Genomic DNA, 23,089 nt, shown 5'->3' with positions numbered 1-23,089 from the left:
GCGCCCTGCTCTCCCAAACCTCCGGTTCCTGCCGCGGTGAAGGCCTGATGTTCCGTGCCCAGACCACCCCTGGGCTACGCTGTCAGAATGGCAAAGTTCGTCAAGGATGTGTGGGGACGGTACATCAACGTGGACGTCATTCAGTACCTCGATCTGAGTACAACGCTGGAGACGCCAGTGATCTACGCGTACCTCAGCATCAAGATGCCGGTGCCGGACGCGCAGGAGGGTGAGGTGCGCAACGTCGTTGTGCTTGAGCAGTTCGGGAGCGGTGTGTCGCCCGCACAGGTGCAGAGCGCCCTGGAGGCCCTGGTGCAGCAGCTGCACTGATGGCGCTGACCCACCGCGCCTCGTCACAACAAAAGCCCCCGCCGGAGCGGGAGGGCGAGTTTGAGGGGTGGAAGGTCAGGGTGGGGGAGAGGGAACGCCAGACGCTGGGAGGGCGCTGTGGCCTCCCAGCGTCTGGCGTTCGCCGGCCGTCCTCCCGGGCCCAGACCCTGAGAAGGTGCGCCAACAGGGCCTGTCCAGCGGCACTCAAGGCGAAGACACATGCATGTCCCGGACCGTTTCCCTTCTCGCCGGTACCCTTTCCGGCCAGCCCGCTTCCCTCGTCGTGAAAACCGGCGCCCAGCAGGGTGCCGCCGATATCCTCATCGGCGCAGCCCTCCCCGCGCAGTTCCTCTTCGGCAGCCTCAGGGGCCTGCGCGTCCTCCGGTCCCTCCCCCCTCCGCTCATCCATTCGGGAAACGTGCCGCCCCTTTGGGGTGGCGCGCCTCGTCGGCCGCCAGGAGGTGGGCGGATCCCATCCCCCGGGCGACGTCTCCGAACTTCAGGACAACCGTCACAACAAGGGGACGAGGGCAGATTTGAGCTGTTTAACACGGCAACGGGCGCTCCGCCGCTGATCTCCGTCCAGCCAACACAGAACATTTAAACTGTTCTCGTGGCCCTTCCTTTTCACTACCTGCTGATCGATGACAGCCCGCACGATCAACTCCTTGCGCAAGAGGCCTTCGACCACCTCTGTCCGGAGTGCGTCCTGACCTGCGTGAGTACGGGAAGAGAAGCGCTGGACCTGCTGGCGCGCCAGCGGTTTGAGCCGGATGTCGTCCTCCTGGACGTCAACATGCCTGGCATGAATGGCTTTGAAGTCCTGGAAACCCTAAAAAAGGACCCTCGGCTGAGCCGAATCCCGGTCGTGATGCTCTCCACCTCCAGGAGCAAGGGAGACGTTCGCAAAGCGTATACCCTGCACGCCAGTTCCTACCTGGTGAAGTCAGCCAGTTTCGAGGAGTTCGTGCGTCAGATCGATAACTTTCTGAAGTACTGGCAGGCGGTTGAGTTTGACCACCGGGAGCTGAGGGACAATCCCCCACAGTCCCAGGAGCGGAAGAACACCGACTAGTGGGACACTTGCCAGAGGTGAGTGGTCTCCCGAGCTCGCGGACACCGACGGGAATCTCAACCAGGACGGGTTTCCGCTCTCTCATCCTCCTGGGGTCTGCATGCCTACACCCGTGGCAAATGACCCACGAGCGCCTCTGTTCGAATGACGCCGCGCGCGGAAGAGCATCCCTTACGGCTCCCCAGTCTCCGCATGCGCATTCAGGTTCGCTCGCCGGGCCCGGTCAGAAAGAAGTCTTCTTTTTGAACACGGCGCTGAGATCACGTTTCAAACGGAGGGAGTTGGCAGGCGAGGAGAAGGGCGCAAGGACCAGGGTGTTCGCGTTCGGTGGTCTGGACGGCGTGGGTGTGGGCTCACCCGCAGGCGTTGACGGCCGCCCTGCTCGCTGCTTTGCAGCGCGTGCGCCGGGCAGCGGCAGGTCAGCCGCTGGAATGGCGTTCGCGCTGGCCAGGCGGCATCGTTGCCGCGTCCACTCTTCTGGTGCTGGCCGGCGTGGATGCGGAGCGCCAGGGTTTCCAGGCGGGGCAGCAAGGCGCCGGGAAATGACCGCTGTCCACAGCTCCGCACAACAGCGGCGTTCAGGTCGGGTATGCCTCGGCGCCCCCGGTCCCCACGCGCGGGAATCTGGCGCCGCCGGGATGCAGAGGCGGGAGCTTTCCCGCCTCATTCCGTGCGCTCCAGGACGTCCAGCGCCGCACGCAGATGACGGTAGACCTCACGCAGCTTCGCCACGTCGCCCGGTAACCCGGCCCGCAACGTCTCCAGCGCGCCGATGACGTGCGGGGCTCCGGCGCTCCGCTCGTCCTCGGGCCGGGCCCACTCAGGCAGGGTGGGCGGCTCAGCCGGGGCGCGGCGGTCCTCGTCCCAGGCCACCCAGCAGCGGGGCAGGTCATACAGGTAGCGGCCCACCCCGAAATGCACCGCACAGCGCTTCAGGGCGTCGCTCGCCGCCGCCTTGAGGGTCCCCGCTTCGCCCTCGCCCGCCTCGCCCACGTCGCTGCGTGTCAGCCCCAGCACGGTCAGGCGACCCCGCGCGGTGGGCGGGGTGCCGGGAAAGAGCTTCACATCGAAGGTCCACCCGCCGGGACACACCGCGTCGAGCCGCTCCATCACCGTCCGCGCGTCGATAAACGCCACCATCAGCGCCGAGGAGCGGTCCCGGCTGAAGGCCTGCGGTTTCCAGCACACCCGGGCCGAGGGAAAGGGCGCGGCGAGCTGCCCTTTCAATTGGGGGTACAGCAGTTCGGGGGACAGCCGTTCGGAGGAGGGCACGCGCGCAGGCTAGCGAACACCCCAACCCACGACAGGTCAGGAAGAACGAAGTGCAGGGAGGCGGCCGGCACCGCTTGCCGGCCGCCTCCCCGCCACCCGATGCTCTAACCTGCGGTCCATGTGGGCTTCAAAACGGGCGGCGGCGGTGCCGGGCAGCGTGTTCGCGCTGATGGACGCGGCGAAACAGCGGGCGCGGGCGGCAGGCCGGGCGGTCATCGACCTCAGCATCGGGTCGAGCGATCAACCGCCGCCGGAGGAGGCGATGGAGGCGTTGCGGGCAGCCACGCGGGATCCCGCCACCTCCCGCTATCCCCTGTTCAGCGACACCTGGCCCCTGCGGGCGGCGGCAGCCCTGTACCTGCGCCGGCGCTTTGCGCTGGAGCTGGACGAGAACGCCGAGCTGCTGCCCCTTATCGGCGCGCAGGAGGGCCTCGCACACCTGCTTCTCGCTGTGACGGATCCCGGCGACGTGCTGCTGCTGCCCGACCCCTGCTATCCGCCGTACCGGGGCGCGGCGGCGGTGGCGGGCCTCCAGACCTTCCCGCTGCCCCTGCGGCCGGAACTCGGCTTTCTGCCGGACCTGGGGGCGGTGCCTGAGGGCGTGCGGCCCCGCGCCCTGCTGCTGAATTACCCCAACAACCCCACCTCAGCGGTGGCGACCGCGGCCTTTTTTCGGGAGGCCGCCCGCTGGTGCCGCGGGCGGGGAACGCTGCTCATCCATGATCACCCCTACGCCGAGCTGACCTTCGGTGACTACCGCGCGCCCAGCGCCATGGAGGCGGGCGTGAACGGCGTGGTGGAGCTGCACTCGCTCTCCAAAACGCACCATATGGGGGGGTTTCGCGTGGGATTCGCCGCCGGCGACCGGGGAGCGATCGCGGCCCTTGCGCGCGTAAAGGGAGCGGTGGACTTTCACCCCTACCTGGGGATTCAGCGGGCGGCGGAGGTGGCCCTCGGCCTGCCGGAGGAACGGAACCGTGTGGCCGCGCGGGTGTTTGAAGCCCGGCGCGACGCACTTGTGCCTGCCCTGCGCGCCCTGGGATGGGCGGTGGACTGGCCCCAGGGCAGCATGTACGTCTGGGCGCGGGTACCGGGGCTGACCGACAGTGTGGAGTACGCCCTGCGGGCCGCCGAAGAGACGGGCGTGGCCGTCAGCCCTGGCCGGGCCTTCGGACCAGCGGGCGAGGGCTTTGTCCGCTTCGCCCTCGTGCAGCCGCCGGAGGTGCTCACCGAGGCGGCCCGCAGGCTCGCAGCCGTTTCCCCGCAGGTGCGGTCGGCCCGGCAGCCCCCTGCGCCCTGATCCCTGCGCCCTGATCCCTGCGTCCGGCCCTCGCTGCACCTGTTCGTGGACGGCGCCTGGTGGATCCTCCCGAACGGCGGGGCGGCGTGAGGAAGCCGCGTTGGTGACGCGGCGGGCCGCGCCCGGGGGTCCAGTCGGCGTCCGCCTCCTGCTCGGTACCGGTAAGCGGGGCGCAACGAAAGCCCTTCAGGGTGTCCGGATTGAGAACCACGCCCAGTAAGGCGCCCGGTCCTTTTCGAGCAACGCCGCGGTGCTGGGCACCCAGCCAGAGTCCCACCACGCCTCGCCCTGCTGCGGGGGCAGGGCTTATGCGGCGTCGTCCCAGGACAGGGAGACGGTGGGCGGCGCGATAACCCAGGCTTCGGGTTGTTCTGGTTGCCAGCAGGCAGCGAGCCGCCGGCCGGCACCCCAGGCGATCAGGACGCTGGCGGCCGACAGCGCCAGCTGGAAGCCGGCGAGGCGGTGTTCACGCAGGTGCGAGGACATCAGGGCGGCCTGGATCAGCACTGTACCGAAGGCCAGCATGGTGAGCGCAACGGCGCATTCTCCCAATGACCGCAAGGCGTGGTTGAGCCGTGGGTTAAGTTGTGGCACGCAAGAGTTTTAACAAATTTTCATCCTGTTGTCACGCTGGGCAGCGGGAAGCTGCCCGGGTGGGACGGTTCAGCCTCCCCGGGGCCACATCCCAGAATGGAACAGGCTTTTTCGGGGACGTGGCCTGCGCGGGACGGGGGGAGGCAAACGAAAAAACGCCCTTTGCGGGCGGAGGCAGGCGGCCCCGCTTCCGTTCAGGGGTAGAGGTCAAACCCGGCTTCGTCGAGGAGCTGCTCCAGGCGTTTCTTGGCGGCGTGGATCTGGGGCATGGTTTCGGCTTCGAAGTAGACCTTGATGGGGCGGCCCGCCCGGGTTTTGCCGAGGTCCCAGGTGGTCCCCCCGTGGGCCTGGTCGTCCTGAAGTTTCTGCAGGGCGGCTTTGACAGCTTTTTCGGGGATGCCGGCGTGGATGGCCATATCGTCTTTGAGCATGGGCTTAAGGTAATGCAAGGGCGTTGCAGGGAGAGGCACCTGGTGGGTGAGGGCCAGGAATCAGGCGGGGGGCGGTTGGCGCCGCACGCCGGGAAACGTGGCAGGCACCCTCCCTGGGCGCGACATCTCATCATGACTCCCCGCCGGGTGGGTGGGAACCGGCGTTCACAAAAAGGGGAGCGCGTCCGGGCCAGCAAGGGTCCCCCGAAAGGGCGGCCCACGCCGACTTCACCCGGCCCCCGTGGTGGAATGAACCCAGTGTCCTCGCGACACCCAGGTCAAACGTCCGCCCACTGGTGGCGCAAAGGCCATCCTGGAGAGGCCCGGCTCAAGGACCTGGGCACGGTTCTCGTTCGCGAGAAAGGCGCCCGGCCCTTCTGTCACGCGTCCGAAGAGGCCAAGCGGTGCGGGTGTCCGGACGCGTCCATGGCGGTGAAAGCGGATGCGGACCAGAGCGCAGTTGCAGACGTCTGCGGGCATCCAGATCGCCCCGCAGGTCCCACCACGGCCGGGATCTGCCGCCGCGACCGCCCCTACCCGAGAACGGATTTCAGTTCAGTGGCCGGGTGCTGGCCGGCAGGACACCCCCAGCCAGCAGATCGGCGGCGGCGTCTTGCAGGGCGGTCAGGGCGACGCGCTGGGTAAAGGGTCCCGTGGAAACGCGCGCCACCCCGAGGGACTGAAGCTCGCTGGCCGGAAGGCTGACCCCCGGTACGCTGATGACCGTCAGTTTCTGCGGCCCCAGGGCGTCCGCCACTTCCCGAATCTCCTCGCGGGCGACCAGGCCAGGCACGAAGACCACCGGGGCACCGGCCTCCAGGAAGGCGCGGCCGCGGCGAATCGCCTCGCCCAGGACCGCTGAGCGCGGCGCGTCCTTTCCGGCGCGCAGAAGGGCGTCCGTGCGGGCGTTGAGGACGAAGGTGACGCCTGCCTCGCGCCCGGCAGCCATCACGGCCTCCACGGCGGCGACGGCCTCGCCCAGCGGCCTCATTCCGTCTTCGAGGTTGCCACCCACCACGCCGACCTCGATGGCGCGCCGGGCGGTCTCACCCGGGTTGCCGTAGCCCGCCTCAAAGTCCATCGAGACGGGCAGGTCCACGGCCTGAACGATCCGGCGCACCATATCGAGGTGCAGTTCGAGCGGGATGTTCTCCCCGTCGGGGTAGCCGAACGTCGAGGCGATGGCGTGGCTGGCGGTGGCGAGGGCATGGGCGCCGGCCGCGGCGACGACCTGGGCGGAGACGACGTCCCAGACGTTGGCGAGCGTGAGGATTTCAGGCGCTGCGTGCAGGTCGAGCAGGGTGCGGGCACGGCCGGCAAGGTCGGTCGGAACGGTCTGGGTCATCTCGGGCTCCTCAAAGGGAAATCGGGGGGGGTGCGCAAGGCGTCCACACGGCAAAGAATCTGATCGAAACGGCGGGGGTCACCGGACGGGGAGACCGAGGAGCACCGCGCCGTCCCCGGGGAGGGTGGTGTTCCCGGCGGCGGGCACGCCGGCCGGCGCGGCCATCCGGATCAACGGCGTCACGGTAAGCTCCCCCGTCCCCGGTACCGGCGGACAAGCCAGCCGGACCGGGAACGGGGGCGTGAATGCCGGCGTTGGCAAGCCCGGGCCGCTCGCCGATGTCCTTGTCGCCAGCGGCGCGGTACCCCCCCTTCTGAATGAATTGCTGGGCAACGTCCAGAAGGGGGGCGCGCGCGTCAGGCTGCTCGGACATGGGCCGAGTATCTACCTACCTGTAGGTAGATGTCAAGCAGAAGAGGATGGGAGAACGAATGTCGCCCGCGCATGGGGGCACGACCTTGTGCGCTCAACGGGCGGTGGTGGCCGAAGATGGCGAGCGGCGCAGCGGCTCAAGACCCCCGTGGATCTGAACATTCCGCGGCCGTACGGGCCGGTGACGTGAGCTGCAGGGGCCGGACACGCGCGGATCTGGACGGCCGTTGTGCGCAGGCCGCTCCAGCCAGAATCAGCAGACCGCCGAGCACCTGGGCACCGCCCAGCACCTCACCCAGAAATACCGTAGCGAACAGCACTGCCCAGAGTGGGTCCGTGCTGGCCAGCAGGCTGACGCGGGCCGCCCCAATGCGCTGAACGGCGCCGGCCAGGGCCGGAAGGGCCACCAACGTCGGAATCAGGACCATCAAAGTGACGAGTCCCCATTGCGGCAGGCTGGCCGGCACACCCAGGTTTCCCCCCAGTGCCCCCATGGCAGCGAACGTCACGGCGCTGACCAGCGTCACGTGCGCCGTGACGGTCAGCGGAGATGACCGCACAGCCAGCCGGTCACTGGCAAAGAGGTACGCGCCGTACAGTGCGCCGGACAGTCCCCCAAGCAGCAAGCCGAACACATCGCGGTCTGCTGCGCCCGGGAGACCGATGACGACGCTCAATCCCAGAAGGGTGCAGGCCAGCGCGCCAAGCTGCCCGCGGGTGGGCCTGGTCCGGCTGAGGGCGCCGTAGAGGATCACAAAAGCCGGCGCGACATACACGAGCAGCGCGGATGTGCTGGCACTGATGCGGGTCAGCGCGGTGAAGTACGCGGCGGTGGTCGCCGCGTACAGGAGGCCCAGCAGCAGCAGAATGAGGCGTTCCCGTCCAGGCACACGAAACGACCCGAGCGCGAGCAGCAGCAGCGCCGTTAAACCAAAGCGCCAGCTCAGCAAGGTCGGTGTGCTCAGCTGCAGGGTGAGGGCGAGCTTTCCCCATACGCCGAGGGTGCCGGAGGCAGCGGCCGACAGCAGCGCCAGGCCGATGCCGGACAGGTCTCCCCGTGAATTGGGGCGAGGGGAAGTCGGGGCGGCCGGAGCGCTGCGCATCCCTTTAAGGTAGGCGCCGCGGCACACGGCGTCTTGTGGAAACGGCGCGGCGCTCCTGCGGATTTCCGCATAATAGGAGGCATGGTGCGTCCTGGTACGTCTCCTGTCGATCCCCGGGAGTGGCTTCGTCCGTCTGCAGACGGCAGCTGGCCCATAGAGACGCTCCTCGACGATGTGCCGGGCGTGGTCTTCTATGTCAAGGATGCGCTGGGCCGGTACGTCAGCATCAACGACACCCTCAGGCAACGGTGTGGCGCGCGGCACAAGAGCGAAGTGCTGGGGCGCACCGCGGCCGAAGTGTTTGCCGGGGAACCGGGCAGGCGATTTAAGGAGCAAGACGAGCGTACCCTGCAGGAGGGCCGCCAGATGCGGGACGTGCTGGAGTTGTACGTTGGGCCGCGGGGTGAGCCCATCTGGTGCCTGACGCACAAGGTTCCCGTGTTTTCTGCGGACGGCGCGGTGGTCGGCGTGGCCGGCGTGTCGCGCGACGTTCCGCCGCTGAGTGAGCGGCGTGAGGGGTACGCCCGGGTGGCGGACGCGCTGGCGTTCATGCAGGCGCATTACGCGCAGCCCCTCCGGATCCGCGAATTGGCAGCCCGTGCTGGAGTCTCCGGCGACAGCTTCGAACGGCTGGTCCGCCGGGTGTGTCACGTCTCTCCCAAGCAGTACCTGCTGCGGGTCCGGCTGGACGCCGCGGTCCGGCTGCTGCGGGAGTCAGACCGCTCGGTCGCGGAGGTGGCGCATGACTGCGGGTACAGCGATCACAGCGCCTTCAGCCGGAAGTTTCGGGAGGTCAGCGGCATCACGCCCCAGACCTACCGCCAGCGTCTGCGCAGCGGGGAACTGCAGCTGTAGGCCCACCTGTCGCCTGTCCGAACCCCTTCCCGGCAGTCGCCACGGCCCACACAGAGGGGTCCGGCGAAGGAGCGTCAAGCGGCGTCTTCGTCCAAACGTCAAGACGGCGAAAACAACGCTGCGCTGTACGGCGCACCAGGGGTGGTGACGCACGGCGAACGCGTCCACGCCGGAGCAGTACCGGCAGGCCCCAAAATGCGGTGGTGCGCCGTGAAGGCTATGGCGGGCGCGTTTTCGCGGTGGAGGTCGCCCGAGAAACACGGAGCTATGTTCCAAGTGGGCGCGCCAACCGCGACCTCACTGGCGCGCCTTCTCCCACAGCCGTGAAGGCGCGCTGCGAATTGCCCATTTGCCCGCATCCGGGCGCCGCACCTCTGCGCCTGTTCTCGCCCCCCCCTTCGCCCCGGGCCCTGTGCAGGTTGCCACCCTCGCTCCACGTTGAAATGATCAGGGGAGTAAGAGTTGGGTCAGGTACGCTGCACGCATGAACGTGAAGCGGCTGACCCGCAAGTACCTCTGGCGCCTGAAACGCAGCGACACCCCTGTTATGGCAGGCCTCGCCTTCGGTGTCGTCGCGTTGACCCTCCTGATCATGCAACTCCTGATGCGCTGAGCTCACTGCGCCCAGGTACGCTCCCCGCCCCTCGCGGGGGGCGTTTTTCACAGGGGGGCCTCCGGGAAACCCACGGCCCGAGCGGTGGGATGAGCGGCGGCGACCGGCGAGCGTGCCGACCGCGGGCGTCGCCACGCCGAGCAGCGCCTACTCCCTGCGCGGGATCCGTGCAGACCGCACCAACGCGGCCAACGGTACCGTGCCGGCGCCCGTGGGCCCGGCAGACCCCGGTTGGCAGACAGTTTCACACGGCCGGACTTCCGGCCTCTCGCGGGTCACTCGCCGCGGGCGTAGGCGTTCAGACCGCCGAATGGTGAGAGAACGGGAACCTGTTCTGGACGAAGTTCCCCTCGGCATCCCCGAGCTCGGCAAACCGCTCACCTATAGCAAGTGACCCTCGCGCGCGAGGTGGCGCCCGTTGCCGCGTCTGTCGTTGCCCGTGGCGTGCGGGCCAGCAACGGCGTGAACATCCGGAGTGCGCCGAGCGAAGCTCTTTTCGCTGTATCCGAGCGGGTGGCCGCCCGCCAACCTGGGGCGAGGGGGGTATTCACCGCGGAGAAGGGGCGGCGCAGACGCACGACACGCCGGGCACTGACCCTCCCAAACCTGCGCCAGACGAACGGCCCCACCTTTACTCGCGGCGGGTGGGGCCTTTTGTTGTCCCCTCCCTGCGCTGAGCTCTGCTGGCGGAGAAGGGGGTTTTTGCGGCCCTGGACCGGACGGTGGTGCACTGGCGGTCAGGCCAGCGTGAAAGGCGCCCCTTATTGGTCGTCCGTTGGGTCTGAAAGTGCTGGCGAGCACACAGTGGATTCCCTCGCTTTCCGTACCGCGCTGACCCCAGAAACGCGGGCGCCATCCATCAGGTTCCTGCCAGTCAACGGCGTACCATTACTGATCACGGCGTAGGTTCGCACCGGTCCTGTGCCCCTTGGGTTACATGACCAGCGCACACAACGTCCGACTGAAATTCATACCGATTTACGCCATGATCAAGAGAGCCGTTGTCCGAATTGAGCCGCGAGTGGAAGCGCACCCCTTACGGCTCCCCGTTGTTCCCATTGCGCGCTCAAGTTCGCCCGGGCGGCTCGGTCAAAAGAAGTCCTCTTTTTGACACATGCTCTAAGCAGAAGCTCATGAACAACCCCTCAATGGTAGAGCGGGGCTCAACCCCGTACAGTTCTCAGAACACCAAGAAGGAGGAGGGGAAGATGCAGCAGATCCTGAGATGGCTCGGCTTTCGCCGCCCAACATACGTTGCTCCAACACGAGTTATTGAGGTGTCAAGGTCTCAACAGTCCGCTGTGCATATCGATGACCTCCTCCGAAGCCTGGGCTGCGAAGGCTGATTCCCAGACAAGTGGCGCCAAATGGAAGGCCCCACCCTGCCTCGCGGCGGCGAGGGCTTTTTTTGACACACTGTGGCCATGGATCTGCCCCCACTCTCGCCGTTTGTCAACGCGGCGGGCGATAAGGCTTCCGGTTCATCGAGTACCAGACGCCGGATTCACCCAAGCAGAGCGGGCAGGGAAAACGGTGGCGGTGAGGCGTGGAATCGCCGAAGCAGAGCGGAGGGGACGAAAACGCGTCGGCATCCACGTGCACGATCTTGCGCATCTCCGTCGCCAGGCATCAGGACCACACCGGCAGAGGCGCTAGGCAGGGAAGCCCCGCCGCAGCCCAAACTGCAGTAGAAACGAAGAGCCCCACCCCTCGGCGCAAACGAAGGTGGGGCCTTTTTTTGTCCACCGGCCAGGGAAGAGGCGGTGGAACAGGTGGTCAAGCGGAAACAGGTGCGTGACACACTTGACATTGAGGGGGGCTTACCTTCCTGGAATGAGACCGACAGGTATCAGGTATAGCGACATCCGGAGTATTGACCAAATGACCGCCGTCATGCTGGACGCTCCCATTCGCCTCAAGGACCCGGTGATACTGCTGCCCGGGAAGGTTCAAGCCCACAACTGCGACCGGCGAAGCTCAACTTCTCACCGCTGATCGCCCCGCGATCGTCGCGCCTTTTGGGGTGTACGTCATCAGCGAGAAAGGGGGGCAGCGGCGTGCGGAGATGCAGGGGCCTGGCCGGCACAGCGTGGGTAAGCCTCTCCCCCCCTCGGCGCAAACGGAGGTGGGACCTTTTTTTGTCCTCTTCCGCGGTCACCGTTCAGAGGTGGCCGCAAGAGCTACACCGCCATACCGGGTTGTTGGGGCACCGGATACAGTAAGCGGCCCATCCCTCGGAGGCTCCTGTGCCTTGCCCAGGCCTCCTGGGCGAAACGGTACGGGAGTCGCCTCGCCACCGACCAGGTCCGCGCTTCCTCTGGAGTGAACAGGATCACCCGGGGGTCCTCCTGCACATACACCAACGTATCGGTCTGCCCCTGATTCCACCTTGCCCGGAGGGTCTCGCACCCCGTTAACACCACTGTTTGAGGTCCAGCCGAGGTATTCAAACAGGTGATCGCCGGTACAGGTGCTTCTGGCTTTGGCGTCTTGGCTTGACCGTGAAGGGTAGACACGAGCGCAGATGTGTCGGCCCACTGAAAGCCTTTGGTCCTGCGCTGGGCCATCTCCAGAGACCCGTCCAGATCAGGGGCGGTCGCGTACAGCGTCACAGGCCCATCGTTCGTCTTGACCTGATGGACCCGTTGCCGTCCAGGGTAGGGCCGCCTCGTCCCCTCATCGATCCACCCGAAGGGGTGGCAGAGGTCCCCGCGTTCACACCGAATGACCCATTCCGGCTGGGTGAAGAGGTCCGGATGGAAGACCACCGGGTAGGGGAAGCTCTTAAGATCCCACGCTGCAAGTCGGGCGTACGCTTCCTCGACGTATGGGCGCATTCGGAGCAGAACGCTACTCAGGTCCTGCTGCTTTCCCGTCCGCTTGACCTCTTCGGGTCGAAAACCCAACCAGGGCTGGTCAGCTTGATAGATGACAGTGTTCTTCAGCCCCAACTGCCGGCGCCGGGTCACCCGGTTCCGTCCGTCAATCAAGCTGGAGATGTGGGAGGACGCCGCTGCTGCGGCAGTAAGGGCAACCACGTGGAGATCTTCAGGAGCGGTTTGGGGTGCAGGGCGAGGGGCCTGACCCCGGAGGAGGGGCGCGGTGGGCACCACCGTGAAGGCGTCCCACTGCGCGTCCAGGGCAGCCAGGGAGGCGTACATCAGGGCAAGGGTGGCATTGTGACCCGCGTAGATGGGAGCGGGAGAACCTTCGGGCTGCACGACAGCACTAAACTGCCAGTCGCTCCTTACCTCTTCTCCCAGTGGCGTGAGGAAAGACGCCTGAGGCAGAGCAGTGGTGGAGGAAAAGGCAAACATCTTCATCTAAGTTTAAGGTAAAAGCGTGAGAGCACTTCTTCTGCCGTTTATAAGGCAGGCCGAGGTGCAATCGCCGCTTCCCACATTGCGCGAACCCGCCCGGTAGACCGGGGGGACCCAGCCCCGTCCCGCTGGGACCAGGCGGCATTCCGGGCGATGGGCAGCGTGCTGGCCTGCCCAGCACCGCCCGCTTCACGCCGTCGCCTCCGTCGCCATTCCAGGCTGTCCAAAAGCGTAGCCGTGCACCGCACCGTGACGGCGCCTGTGCCTGTAGGCACGGCCACGCTGCTCACCGTCACAGGCCGGGGCTTCTTTGCGGAACCCGGCTTTTCTCCCCGGGCAATGTCAACAGGTCCGGCCAACAAAAGTGCTACAGTCACTTCATGAGCGAGACGCCCAGAAAAGCCGTGCAGGTCGCCCTCAAAGCCTGGGGCATGAATCAACCGCAGCGGGCAGCGCAACTGGGCAAGGGGCGGGCCAGCATCGGCCGCACGCTCGCGCGGTCGCCCATTGACCCCCGGAGTGACTGGCAGGCTGTCCCCGGTATGCTCGGCCCCGAGCCCGTCATCCAGCCAAGGGGGCAGCAGTGACCGTCCTCACCCCAACCCAGGCCGCCATCCTCAAGGCCATGCGGGAGGGCGCCACCCTCTACGTCCAATACAGCGGACGCGGCACGCCCACCAGCGCCCACCTCAACCCCGGCCCCGCCGTTCATGTTCAGGAAGTCGTGGGGCTTCAGGCGGCAAACTTGATTGAAGCTGATCGTCAGTTCGAGGAGAGCCGCGGGTACACGAGGGTTTACGGACTCTCTGGCCTCGGACGCTTTTCCCTCGCCGCCTCGGAAAAACCCTTGTGACTTGCGTGCCGGCCACCCGCTCCCCGACACCAACAGCGAAACGCAGGAGCGCGCGCTGTACCGCGCACAGAAGCCGGGCCTGGAGCTCGCGCTGCAGCCCCAACAGACGTCGCGAAGGACTCTACCCGAAGCCGGGCCCTTTTCCTGTCCACAGGGAAGAGGATGTGAACAAGGCTGAGAAGCGCTGTGATTGCGCCCCGTCAAAGCAGTACCGGAGGTGCCTGGGCGGCTCCACGCGCCGGGGCGGGATCGCTGGCGTCCTCAATGGGCTGGGGACCATTCTTCCGCGGCGGGAGCGGCACCAGCTCAAGTCCGGACAGAAGGGGACGCGGTATGCCCGCAGTCTGCGCGTCGTGTCCAGGGCTGACCGTTCCCCGACTCCTTTTCCCTGCCGCAGTCAGGACACCAAGGCGGACTCCGGGTGGCCTTTCCAGGAAACGGCAGGGCGGGGAGCCAGACGTTCAGCGCAACGCCGGGGCAAGCTTCCCCGGGGGAAGTGCCGCCCGGAGTCCGGCGGCGCCTATCAAAATAGGTCCGGGCGGAAAACCAACCCCTTCAGGGGTTGGATGCAGAACCCAGGCCGCCCAACGGGCGGCGGTGCCAGGGCCAATGCCTCAGGCATTGGCATACGCAGAATTAGACGGCGGGCGGTTATGGTCATCCTTGAATTCAAAGCCTGCGGGAGAGCGGAGCAGTTCGCCTCTTTAGACGAAGCCGTCCGCGTCACCCAGTTCACCAGGAACGGGGCTTTGCGCTCCTGGGTGGACAACCGAGGGGCCAGCAGGTATGGTCTGAACAAGCAGTGCGCCGTTCTGGCCGCCAAGCACGACTTCGCAGAGCGACCCAGTTCCCAGGTCTGCGCCAAGCGGCAGCCGAGCGGGCATGGAGTTTCGCCCGGGCTGGTGCGGCGACCGGCGCGTGCGTGACGCCCACGGCCCCCGCATGGAAGCCGCGCTGCTCAGCAGACCCGGCCCTGGCGGCAACGAGACCCTGAAGAAACCGTGGCGGAGGCCGATCAGGATTCGGGTGAATCCGCGGTGAACTCACGGGCCAACCCGAGCCGACGGGCAACGCTGCGCCGCACAGCATGCAGGAAAAACGGTGACGCAGGCTGCGGAGCAGGGGGGACGGAACGGGTGGTCCGCAAACCCGTATCGGGGAAGGGGGACGCGGTACGGGGCGGGACGCCACTCCCGGATAACCGGGTTCTCCTCCCTGGGGCCCCGCCCACCACCAGGTCGGCCGAGGGGCAAGCCTCAGGGAGCGGCGCCATGCGCGTGCTCCAGTCCGGAGACACGCGACGTGTCTGCCAGGAAGATTCCCAGCAGGAACGGCACCTCGCCCGTGCGCTGCGCGTAGCGCCCGTGCAGCGCGCGCAGCTCCCCCTGGAGCTCGTGGGCGTCGCTCGGCGTGAGGTGCAGCACATGCCAGCCGCTCACCATGACCGGCGCTGCGTCGCCCAGGTCTGCCCACAGCGCTCCGTCCTCCCGCATGATGCGGAGGTGCACGTCTCCATTCGGCATCCGCGCGGTGACAAAGCCCCACCCGTCCTGGTCAAACGGTGCCTGAAGGAACGTGCGCCCAATCGCCGTCTCAAACAGCTCGAGGTGCTGCGCGCGGTTCTGCCGCCCGACCGTCTCGGGGGGCACCAGTGAGAACGGCACGAAGAAGGTCTCAGCCGCCGCGCGGTACAGCTTCACCGCGCGTCCGGCGCGGGACCGGGCGCCCTGAACGCTGAGCAGCCCGGCGCGCTCCAGTCGCCGAACCCGCCTGAACAGCCATTCGGTCGTGACCCCCAGCACGCGGGCCGCATCCGCGACCCCCCGGCCTTCCCGGGCGAACACGTCAAGCAGGCGCAACCAGGTGCGGTCCATCAGCAGTTCTGCCTGAAGGCGGTTCTCGACGCGGTGGGGCCTACTTTTCATATCGTCTTGCAAGGCAAGTTGAGGGTACGCCAGGGTGCCGCCATGCCTCAAGACCTTGCCGGACGCCTGCTGCTGACCCTGACCGCCGCCGTGCTGTTTACGCTGGGCGTGCCGCTCCTGTTCGCAGGGGACGTGGCCGCCGCGTGGCTGGGCGCACCGTCCGCGGGGGGCGAGGCGCTGGCACAGCTGGCGGCGAGCAGCCTGCTCGGCCTGGGGATGATCAACTGGTGGTGGCGGGGCAATCCCCTCGGGGGCATCCACGGACGGCCAGTCGGGCTGGGCAACCTATTGTGCTGCCTGTCGGCCGCCGCGTCCCTGGGCCGGGGGACGCTGACGGGGGCGCTTCCCGGGGGGATGTGGGCGGTCGTGCTGGTGATGGCGGGGCTGGCGCTGGCCTTCGTGTGGCGTATGTTCCTGTGGAGGCCCGGCCCACGCCCCGGGGCTGTTCCCGGCCTGTAGCGCCGGTGGGGCAGTCCCCGCGGACCTCAGGAGCAGCGTGGTGGTGGGGAAGGATGGCCGCATCGCCGCTTGGAACAACAGGAACGGGGACGATATGGACCCTGAAGAGTTCAGCGTGCCCAACGGGAAATTCCCGGTGCCCTGAGGCACCTACCGGAACTCCGTTGACGCATGGAGCGCAAGCCAGGGAATGGGCACCCTGCAGCGCCTTCCTGATCCTCCGGAGCAGTATTGCCGGCTGTTCGGCGAGACGTTCGCGCGTCCGATACCGCGGGCCACGTTCCGAATGTATCTCCAGGGCCTCTCCTATTAGAGGCTTCGTCCGGATGACGCCGTGGGTGGAAGGGCAGCCCTCACGGCGCCATTCTCCCCCATGCGCCTTCCAGTCCGCTCGCCGGGCTCGGTCCAGAAGAAGTCCGCACGTTGACCCATGCGCCAGGGGTGGGGCGTCGCGAAACGGCAACTGGGCCGGCGAATACCGTGCTGGGCAAACCGGGCAGTTGACCTCCGGGCACCCTGTCTTCCCCCCAAGGGCGTCTCCAGAGGCATCCAGATCCTGCCCGACGGCAGGATATTCCACGTGGACACCGCGCATATACGTGGCCCGGCACTCCCATTCATCGCGTACCCCAGCACGGTCGACAACCTGTGTCCGGGCCTCCATCCCTTCCAGTCTCTCACCGAGACATAGACCCTTTGGGAGAGCGCAGCGAACCTTGACCCACTGGCCCTGCCTCTACACCGATGCGGGGACCTCGGATCAGAAGGCCTGCACCTCGGTTCCAAATGCGCTGACCTGCGGGTGGGCCGGGTGGAGGCCCCCGGCAAGAGGGAGGAGGTGATGCAGCCTGCTGGCGTGCAGGGTGAAGGCAAGACAGTATCTTGCGGGATGCACGAACAGCGTGATGGGCCCATCCCTGCTCGGCCGACGCTGATCGAACGCCTCCAGCAGGTCACCGAAGCCCTCGCCACCACAGACACCCCGCAGGCCGTCTTCGACATCGTGCTCACCCCCGCCCTTGAGGCGGTCGGCGCGGTCGCTGGCGTGATCCTGATGGTCAGCGAAGAGGATCAGGCGCTGCAGCTCGCCGCCGCCAAAGGGCACGAACCCGACCTCAAAGCCAGCCGTCAGGCTGGCCAGCTCGACCACGAGCTGCCCGCTGGAGACGCCCTGCAGCGGCAGGAAGCCCTGTTTTTCGAGGATCACGAGGCGCTGACCCGGTCATACCCGGCGCTTGAACCCCGGACCGGGACGCGCGCCCCGAGCGCCAGCGCGGTGCTGCCGATGGTCCTGGACGACCGGCCCCTCGGCGTGGTGGTGCTGGACTTCAAGGAGCCTCACGATTTCCAACCGGACGAGCAGCGGTTCCTGCGTGCGATGGCCGCCCAGTGCAGCGTCGCCCTGGGCCGGGTCGCTCTCGCGCAGGACCTCGAACGGCGGGTTGAGGATGCCCTGCGGGACAGTGAGCTCCTCGCGGCGCTGGGAGATGCGCTGCAACAAGCCAGGAGGCCTGAAGAAGTAGCGACCCTGGCGCTGCTCAGGCTTGGCCCTGCCTTGCAGGCCCTGAGCATGCTGGTGGTGCGGCTTGATGGTGAACAGATCCGTTTGCCGACCCTCTGGGGCGACATGCCGCAGGAAATTTTCGAGCACATGACGCGCCCGGGCCTCGCCTTACGGGATACGCCTCTGCTGTACCGGGTGGCGGAATCCAAGAAGGCAGTGTACCTCGAGGACTACCACCTTGCGGCCGGCACGGTGGCGTCCTTCCCCGCGTTGGCGGTGGGGGTCGAACCGATCTGCCTGCCGGACGGCAAGCTGGAGGGGTTTTTGGTGATCTGGCGCCCAGCGATGCGACGGGGCTGGCGCACGTCGGAACAGCGGGTCCTGCAGCGGGCAGCAAATACCCTCGGCCTCGCGCTGGAGCGCGCCGGGCAGGCGGAGACACTCGAGGAGAAGAACGCCGAGTTACAGGCGCGCACCCAGGCGCTCGAGGGCTTCGCCCTTCTCTCCCGGGACTTCTCGTTGGAGCACGACCCGGTCACGCTGGTTGGCCGTGCCCAGGAACTCATCTTGTCACTGTTGCCAGAAGGGGTCAGTACCTACTACGAGTGGCAAGGAACCTACTGGGCCCTGGTGTCTCACCGCGGAACCTTTAAGGCCGCACTGCTTCAGGTCCTCCAGCAGGGGGTCCCCCAAGGCGGTATCCCGAACATTGAGCGGCCGTTCAACACCCGGTTGCCGTATTACCAGGAACGTCTGGATACCAGGCCACTCACGGTCGCGCAGGAGGAGTTCGCGGTGGTCAAGGCCACCGCGGCGTTACCGGTGTTCGTCGCAGATCAGGTTCAGGGGGTCATGGTGTTCGGGTTGCACCAGGCACACACCTGGGCCGCGCCGGAACGCGCGGTGCTGGAGACCGTGGCCCGCAGCCTCGGTCTCGCCCTCGAGCGGTCGCTCGCCAGCCGGGAACTGGCCAGCCAGCGCGACGCGCTTGTCGCCCGCAGCCAGGAGCTCGCCGCAGCGAACGAGGAGTTGGAGGGCTTCTCGTACTCTATCTCGCATGATCTCCGAACGCCCGTACGGCACATTGCCGGATTCATCAAGCTGGCCCGGCAGGCGCTTGGGGAAAATCTCGATGCCAAGACGACCCGCTACCTGGACGTGGTCGATCAGGCGAGCGCGCGGCTGAACGTGCTGATCGACGCCCTGCTTTACCTGTCGCGCACTTCCAGACAGCCACTGCGACTCACGGACGTCAACCTGAACGAGACGATGGTCCGGATCCATAAGACCCTGCTGCCGGACCTGCTGAACCGCCAGATCCACTGGGAGGTCAAGGACCTGCCGGTGGTGACCGGGGACCGCGAGGCGCTGTACGGGGTGCTGACGCAGCTGACCGAAAACGCCCTCAAGTTTACCTTGGGGCGCGCTCCAGCGGTCATCAAGGTGACGGCGGAGGACCTGGGGACAGCGTGGCAGATTTCGGTGAGCGACAACGGGATCGGGTTCGATCCACTCTACCAGGAGCGGCTGTTCAATATGTTCCAGCGGCTGCACGGCACGGAGGTTGAAGGGACGGGGGTTGGGCTGGCAAGCGTCCGCCGGATGGTTCTCAAACATGGCGGCCAGGTGTTTGCCGAAGGGCAGGTCGGTAAGGGCGCGACCTTCGGCTTCACCCTCCCCAAGGAGGGCCCTCCCACACGGTGAGGAAATGGTCCGCACTGCTGGTTTGAACATCACCTCCGCCCTCACGGCGAAAACAGCCTTCTCTTTCAGAACGGACGCGCTCACCCTTTCTCCCCATCGCCGCAAACATCTCCTCCAAATCCAACACGCCACCATGACCTCCGGCACACCCTGGACGTCCGCCGTACCCCACCCAAGGACCACGGCCCGCAATGCCAGGCGTCGCAGTCACGCGCACAGGTCTTGCAGTTCCCAGGGCCTTCTTCGCCGCGGGGCGTGGCAGAACCGGCGGCATCCTCAGCGCAGCGTGCGCGTCGGCCGATTGCACCTGATGGATTCGGTAGCTCTGTCCCTGTTTGAGCTTCTCCCTTTACTCCATCAGGTCTTATTGGCAGTAAATAATACGGTTAAAGGCAGGTAATACCGCAGTCTTCGCAAAATCCTCGAAATGTACCACATATGTGAACAATTCACTGTTGCGGGTCAGGCCGATTCTATGTGGTGGAAGAAAAAACACAGGTACTGTGTATATCCTTCCGTGGGGCTTGCCACATGGAAAACGGCTCTATTCAAGTCACGAGTTCCTTTTCAGGAGGTTCTATGTTGAAAATCAAGTCCCTGATTGTCGTTACCGCTGCGGTATTGCAACTGCTCAGCACAATACCGACTGTTGTGCTGAGCAGTTGCAATTATTCACCAATGGGCTTCCCATCCTTGGCTGCCCGACAGGCAATTTCTCCTATTCTCTTCGCCTCACTCAAAGGAAGCCCGAATAGTTTAAATATGGTATAGACGATTTCCCCAGTGAATACATCCTGGGTCGCGAGTGTATCTGCGGCCTCTTGCGGGCTCAGTCCTTGAGTCAGGGAACGGTATTTTCGAGTCGGGTCGAAAGTCTATCAGCAGCCTCTTCTGGAGTCCGTTTCCGCGTCAGGGAACGGTCTTTGTCGAGATCACCCATGGTCTTTGCACTTCGGCCAGGTGTCGTCGGACATATCTCTACTCTATCTGCTTACCCAAGTCGAAGCCTCCTGCTGAGCAGTTACGCGGTATTCATCCTGGAGCATTTGTCCGGCTTCCAACTTGCGCTGCACGGGGCCGTCGTAGGCGGCCTCCGCCATCTGGCGGAATGGGGGATGCGCCAGCCGGGTGATGTGGCCTGGAGGGGCGGGAGAGCACCATGGGGACAACCGGGGAGGCGAAGGGGCCGCCCGGGAAGGAGGAGAACACCGTGAATCCCTACGTCCTGAACGACCGAGCTCAAGAACTGCAGGCGGAAGCCCAGCGTCGCCGCGAGGCCAAAGCCGCCCGTGCCGAGGGACGGGAGCGTGACCGCTTCAAGCTGGCCTACCTGCTGTCCTTCCTGCGCCAGAGCCGCCTCGCGTGAGGCGCACTCCCGTCAACAACGCCGAAGAACCCAGCCGCCCCTCCAGTTCAGGAGGGGCAAGTTGTTGAACCCACGCCGTATTCACAGTGACCTTCAGCGGAGTCGTATCCGTTTGCGTGATCAGCCCATCTCACGCAGGGTACTGGTTTACGAGTCGATTCCTTGCGGTAAGGGTGTCCTGCTGTACCCAGTTTGAGATGCCCGCAGGCGCCCATGCGCGCGGAGCCTCGCTCACAGGGGTGTGGGGTCAGTACAGCCCGTCCAGTGCGCTTGCGCTCCGAATGGTGATCATTTTTCCAAGCTGCTTGACGAAGTGCCCCTTGAGCGGCCCTGAAGTGATGAGCTGATAGCGATGATGCGTTGAGGCGGTGCGCAGCGGCGCGATCTGACCAATGGTGAATCCGGGCAACCCCACCTGAATGATGTACCGCGTCGTGCTGGCCTGCTGTACGCTGATGATGTCCTGGCTCAAGGCCGCCACCTTCCCCCGGCAGGAGACTCCGTAACGCACCGACGTGCAGGAGAACCCTCCACCCTGCGGGTTCGCGCCGAGGCTCTTGAGGTTGCGCCAGCGCTCGAGGCAACGGTTTGGCCCGTCAGGGCCAGCAGGCCCACCATCAGCAGCTTTTTCATCACGGGGCCACCTTACCCGGTGAATGCCTCACGGCGGTGACCTGGGCACGTCAGGGCGTTGCCCACAGGGTGGCAGGGCGCGCCTGCGGCAGGGCGCCTGGCGTTCACGGCATTCTCGCTGGCGGGCGCCCTGAGGGTCACCGTATGGACGCCCGAGCTCTCGCAGGTCGCCGCATACGGAGAGGTCCATGGAGGCGTGATGCAGCTTCGAGCGGCCGGCACGTACGCCGGGTCCGTTTCCGTCGTGGTGAGCCTCGAACCCGGTGGGGCCAGGCCGTATCCAGGGCTGGCGAGGGGATACTCGGGCGTGCTGGAGAAAGAGAAATTGCCGCTGAACGCAGCTTCTGGACGGGTGACCCTCAGCACCCTGCTGGAGCGCTGGAACGTCCCTGTGCAGTGGCTGAAGTCGCTCCCCAGCGCGGACATCTGGAGGAACAGGGCGCTCGTTGGGGGATCTGAACTCTGTGGCCTCCGCCCCCGAAGCCCGCAGGCGTACCGTCAGCGCTGGGCCATTGAGGACGTCTTCGCCTGCTGCACTTCGAAGGCCTGCGTGTGGTGGGCTGCGCGTGGACCCCCGTTCCATATCCTTCACCCGCAAGCGGAGGAGCAGCGCCATCACTTCAGGCGGCGTTCCTCCTCCGCCTCTTCCGAGGGTTCAGCCCCGGGCCCTGTCGCCCGCGGCTGAAGTTCACCGCTGGCCCGCAGAGTTCGCCAGTGGGCCAGCCGTTTGCTCAGGTGCACGGACTCCCATCCCCGCTCTGAAGGCTGGTACAGCACCGTACCCGCCAGTGCCTCCGGCAACCGCGTCTGCCCGGAGAAGGCACCCAGGAAGTCATGGTCGTACGCGTACCCCTTCTTCCGGCCCAGTGACGCCTGATATGAGGTTGGCGCATTCATCATCCACAGCGGAGGTGGAAGGTCCGACGTCTCCCGAGCCAGGCGGCGGGCGGCGTTGCCCGCCGCGTACACCGCGTTGCTCTTGGGCGCGGCCGCCACGTAGATGATCGCCTGCGCCAGGGGCAACCACCCCTCTGCGTCCCCCAGGCGCTCAATGGCCGCCCATGCGGACGCCGCCTGCACCATCGCCTGAGGATCCGCGAGGCCGACATCCTCTGACGCGCACGCCTGAACCCGCCGGATAATCTGCCGAATGTCCTCACCGCCCTCGAGCATCCGAAAGGCATACAGAAGCGCCGCGTCGGGATCCGAGCCCCGCATGGACTTGTGGAAGGCGGAGAGCATGTCGTACAGCGCTTCGCGGTTGCGTCCGTGTCGCCCGTGCACGCTCGGCGCGATCACCTCAAGCTCCAGGGGCGTGAGGTCGTGGTCCGGCTCGGCGAACCATACCGCTTCGGCCATGCCCAGCGCGAGTCGAGCGTCATGATCTGCCGAGTCAATCAGCGCTGTTCGACCCTCGGGCGTGAGTGGAAGCCGCCTCCCTTCCGCCTGCTCTGCCCGGCGCAGGATCTCCCCGAGGTCTTCAGCGGTGAGGGGCTGAATCTCCAGGATGCGCGCCCGGCTTTGCAATGCCCGGACCAGGCTGAAGCCCGGGTTTTCGGTCGTCGCCCCAATGACGGAGATGTGACCCGACTCGATTTGGGGCAGCAGCGCGTCTTGCTGGGTACGGTTCCAGCGGTGGATCTCATCGAGGAACAGGATGGTCCGCTTGCCACGCGCCCGGTTGGCGTCAGCGCGCTTGATCACGTCCGCGAGTTCGCTTTTGCCGGCGTTCACGGCCGACAGGGCGATGAACTCACCCTCAACGCTGTTCGCCAGGGCGCGGGCGATGGTGGTCTTGCCCGTACCTGGCGGGCCGTGCAGAATCAGGTTCTGCACACGCTTGGTCCGTAGGGCCACCTCCAGGGGCGCTCCACGGGCAAACAGGTGGCGCTGACCCACAAGGTCCTCCAGGCGTTCGGGCCGCATCCGCTCCGCCAGAGGACGCTGATCATGCTGAAACAGGGTGTTCATCCGGTCCTCCAAGGCAACAGCAGGCGAAGTCTTGTCCAGAACGCCCGTGAGCGGAAAGCCTACT

General features: G+C 66.3%; 21 protein-coding genes. 12 read left to right on the top strand and 9 right to left on the bottom strand.

Annotated features, from left to right (window positions below; translation table 11 throughout):
- Positions 1-87 precede the first annotated feature (87 nt).
- The 3 genes from B9A95_RS06925 to B9A95_RS06915 all read left to right on the top strand — a co-directional run bounded on the left by B9A95_RS06925 (position 88) and on the right by B9A95_RS06915 (position 1,951).
- Positions 88-330, top strand: coding sequence for a hypothetical protein (locus tag B9A95_RS06925; protein WP_084046210.1), 243 nt, complete (start codon positions 88-90; stop codon positions 328-330).
- A 613-nt stretch (positions 331-943) separates the two neighbouring features.
- Positions 944-1,405, top strand: a complete 462-nt coding sequence (locus tag B9A95_RS06920; protein WP_084046209.1) for a response regulator — start codon at positions 944-946, stop codon at positions 1,403-1,405.
- Between the two features lie 366 nt (positions 1,406-1,771).
- Positions 1,772-1,951 (top strand): hypothetical protein, encoded by a 180-nt coding sequence (locus tag B9A95_RS06915; RefSeq protein WP_139806552.1) that lies wholly within the window; start codon positions 1,772-1,774, stop codon positions 1,949-1,951.
- Positions 1,952-2,068: 117 nt separating this feature from the next.
- On the opposite strand, the gene B9A95_RS06910 is transcribed toward B9A95_RS06915, so the two are convergent.
- Complete coding sequence (locus B9A95_RS06910; RefSeq protein WP_084046538.1) at positions 2,069-2,647, bottom strand: Rad52/Rad22 family DNA repair protein; 579 nt, start codon at positions 2,645-2,647, stop codon at positions 2,069-2,071.
- Positions 2,648-2,795: 148 nt separating this feature from the next.
- Here B9A95_RS06910 and B9A95_RS06905 point away from each other — a divergent pair, with 148 nt between their 5' ends.
- Complete coding sequence (locus B9A95_RS06905) at positions 2,796-3,977, top strand: aminotransferase class I/II-fold pyridoxal phosphate-dependent enzyme (RefSeq protein WP_084046207.1); 1,182 nt, start codon at positions 2,796-2,798, stop codon at positions 3,975-3,977.
- Between the two features lie 306 nt (positions 3,978-4,283).
- Here B9A95_RS06905 and B9A95_RS06900 read toward each other — a convergent pair whose 3' ends face one another.
- From B9A95_RS06900 to B9A95_RS06885, 4 genes are all read right to left on the bottom strand, one after another.
- Positions 4,284-4,571, bottom strand: a complete 288-nt coding sequence (locus tag B9A95_RS06900; protein ID WP_139806551.1) for a hypothetical protein — start codon at positions 4,569-4,571, stop codon at positions 4,284-4,286.
- 194 nt (positions 4,572-4,765) lie between these two features.
- Positions 4,766-5,002: a hypothetical protein gene (locus B9A95_RS06895; protein ID WP_084046205.1), complete on the bottom strand. Its 237-nt coding sequence runs from the start codon at positions 5,000-5,002 to the stop codon at positions 4,766-4,768.
- 550 nt (positions 5,003-5,552) lie between these two features.
- Complete coding sequence (locus B9A95_RS06890; protein WP_084046204.1) at positions 5,553-6,347, bottom strand: isocitrate lyase/PEP mutase family protein; 795 nt, start codon at positions 6,345-6,347, stop codon at positions 5,553-5,555.
- A 509-nt stretch (positions 6,348-6,856) separates the two neighbouring features.
- Positions 6,857-7,822, bottom strand: a complete 966-nt coding sequence (locus B9A95_RS06885) for a DMT family transporter (protein WP_170928488.1) — start codon at positions 7,820-7,822, stop codon at positions 6,857-6,859.
- A gap of 81 nt (positions 7,823-7,903) precedes the next feature.
- Here B9A95_RS06885 and B9A95_RS06880 point away from each other — a divergent pair, with 81 nt between their 5' ends.
- Both B9A95_RS06880 and B9A95_RS36130 read left to right on the top strand, forming a co-directional pair.
- Positions 7,904-8,677 carry an AraC family transcriptional regulator gene (locus B9A95_RS06880; RefSeq protein ID WP_084046203.1) on the top strand — a complete coding sequence of 258 codons (774 nt, stop codon included), beginning with the start codon at positions 7,904-7,906 and terminating at the stop codon, positions 8,675-8,677.
- A gap of 484 nt (positions 8,678-9,161) precedes the next feature.
- Positions 9,162-9,290, top strand: coding sequence for a hypothetical protein (locus B9A95_RS36130; RefSeq protein WP_281255827.1), 129 nt, complete (start codon positions 9,162-9,164; stop codon positions 9,288-9,290).
- 2,180 nt (positions 9,291-11,470) lie between these two features.
- On the opposite strand, the gene B9A95_RS06875 is transcribed toward B9A95_RS36130, so the two are convergent.
- Positions 11,471-12,613, bottom strand: coding sequence for a hypothetical protein (locus B9A95_RS06875; protein WP_084046202.1), 1,143 nt, complete (start codon positions 12,611-12,613; stop codon positions 11,471-11,473).
- Positions 12,614-12,990: 377 nt separating this feature from the next.
- Between B9A95_RS06875 and B9A95_RS06870 the strand changes: the two genes are divergently transcribed.
- Positions 12,991-13,197, top strand: a complete 207-nt coding sequence (locus B9A95_RS06870) for a hypothetical protein (protein WP_139806550.1) — start codon at positions 12,991-12,993, stop codon at positions 13,195-13,197.
- Positions 13,194-13,463: a hypothetical protein gene (locus B9A95_RS06865; RefSeq protein WP_084046200.1), complete on the top strand. Its 270-nt coding sequence runs from the start codon at positions 13,194-13,196 to the stop codon at positions 13,461-13,463. Before B9A95_RS06870 ends, B9A95_RS06865 begins: the two co-directional genes overlap by 4 nt.
- Positions 13,464-14,719: 1,256 nt before the next feature.
- Here B9A95_RS06865 and B9A95_RS06855 read toward each other — a convergent pair.
- Entirely contained in the window at positions 14,720-15,400 is a 681-nt protein-coding gene (locus B9A95_RS06855) for an Lrp/AsnC family transcriptional regulator (RefSeq protein WP_139806549.1), read from the bottom strand.
- A 30-nt stretch (positions 15,401-15,430) separates the two neighbouring features.
- Here B9A95_RS06855 and B9A95_RS06850 point away from each other — a divergent pair, with 30 nt between their 5' ends.
- The 4 genes from B9A95_RS06850 (at position 15,431) to B9A95_RS33375 (ending at position 20,421) form a co-directional block, all read left to right on the top strand.
- Positions 15,431-15,847, top strand: coding sequence for a hypothetical protein (locus B9A95_RS06850; protein WP_084046197.1), 417 nt, complete (start codon positions 15,431-15,433; stop codon positions 15,845-15,847).
- Between the two features lie 841 nt (positions 15,848-16,688).
- The gene (locus B9A95_RS06845) at positions 16,689-19,055 is read left to right on the top strand and encodes a GAF domain-containing protein (protein ID WP_139806548.1); all 2,367 of its coding nucleotides are present in this window, start codon (positions 16,689-16,691) and stop codon (positions 19,053-19,055) included.
- Positions 19,056-19,634: 579 nt separating this feature from the next.
- Complete coding sequence (locus B9A95_RS31730) at positions 19,635-19,826, top strand: hypothetical protein (protein ID WP_139806547.1); 192 nt, start codon at positions 19,635-19,637, stop codon at positions 19,824-19,826.
- A gap of 439 nt (positions 19,827-20,265) precedes the next feature.
- Positions 20,266-20,421 carry a hypothetical protein gene (locus B9A95_RS33375; RefSeq protein WP_170928487.1) on the top strand — a complete coding sequence of 52 codons (156 nt, stop codon included), beginning with the start codon at positions 20,266-20,268 and terminating at the stop codon, positions 20,419-20,421.
- A gap of 247 nt (positions 20,422-20,668) precedes the next feature.
- Here the strand turns inward: B9A95_RS33375 and B9A95_RS06835 are convergent, their stop codons facing one another.
- Both B9A95_RS06835 and B9A95_RS06830 read right to left on the bottom strand, forming a co-directional pair.
- Entirely contained in the window at positions 20,669-20,893 is a 225-nt protein-coding gene (locus tag B9A95_RS06835; protein ID WP_139806546.1) for a hypothetical protein, read from the bottom strand.
- Between the two features lie 776 nt (positions 20,894-21,669).
- Positions 21,670-23,089, bottom strand: a 1,420-nt coding sequence (locus tag B9A95_RS06830; protein WP_212648265.1) for a replication-associated recombination protein A, incomplete at its 5' end; no start/stop codon positions are given.

Source organism: Deinococcus hopiensis KR-140 (assembly GCF_900176165.1).
GTDB classification, from domain to species: domain Bacteria; phylum Deinococcota; class Deinococci; order Deinococcales; family Deinococcaceae; genus Deinococcus; species Deinococcus hopiensis.
The sequence above is the reverse complement of the archived record's forward strand: the minus strand, read 5'-3'. Positions and strand labels throughout refer to the sequence as shown.

Coding starts and splice junctions, on each gene's coding strand:
- B9A95_RS36130 (WP_281255827.1), top strand. CDS start 9,162: ATGAACGTGAAGCGGCTGACCCGCAAGTACCTCTGGCGCCTGAAACGC.
- B9A95_RS06885 (WP_170928488.1), bottom strand. CDS start 7,822: ATGCGCAGCGCTCCGGCCGCCCCGACTTCCCCTCGCCCCAATTCACGG.
- B9A95_RS31730 (WP_139806547.1), top strand. CDS start 19,635: ATGTTGAAAATCAAGTCCCTGATTGTCGTTACCGCTGCGGTATTGCAA.
- B9A95_RS06905 (WP_084046207.1), top strand. CDS start 2,796: ATGTGGGCTTCAAAACGGGCGGCGGCGGTGCCGGGCAGCGTGTTCGCG.
- B9A95_RS06925 (WP_084046210.1), top strand. CDS start 88: ATGGCAAAGTTCGTCAAGGATGTGTGGGGACGGTACATCAACGTGGAC.
- B9A95_RS06880 (WP_084046203.1), top strand. CDS start 7,904: ATGGTGCGTCCTGGTACGTCTCCTGTCGATCCCCGGGAGTGGCTTCGT.
- B9A95_RS06850 (WP_084046197.1), top strand. CDS start 15,431: ATGCCTCAAGACCTTGCCGGACGCCTGCTGCTGACCCTGACCGCCGCC.
- B9A95_RS06870 (WP_139806550.1), top strand. CDS start 12,991: ATGAGCGAGACGCCCAGAAAAGCCGTGCAGGTCGCCCTCAAAGCCTGG.
- B9A95_RS06890 (WP_084046204.1), bottom strand. CDS start 6,347: ATGACCCAGACCGTTCCGACCGACCTTGCCGGCCGTGCCCGCACCCTG.
- B9A95_RS06875 (WP_084046202.1), bottom strand. CDS start 12,613: ATGAAGATGTTTGCCTTTTCCTCCACCACTGCTCTGCCTCAGGCGTCT.
- B9A95_RS06845 (WP_139806548.1), top strand. CDS start 16,689: ATGCAGCCTGCTGGCGTGCAGGGTGAAGGCAAGACAGTATCTTGCGGG.
- B9A95_RS06895 (WP_084046205.1), bottom strand. CDS start 5,002: ATGCTCAAAGACGATATGGCCATCCACGCCGGCATCCCCGAAAAAGCT.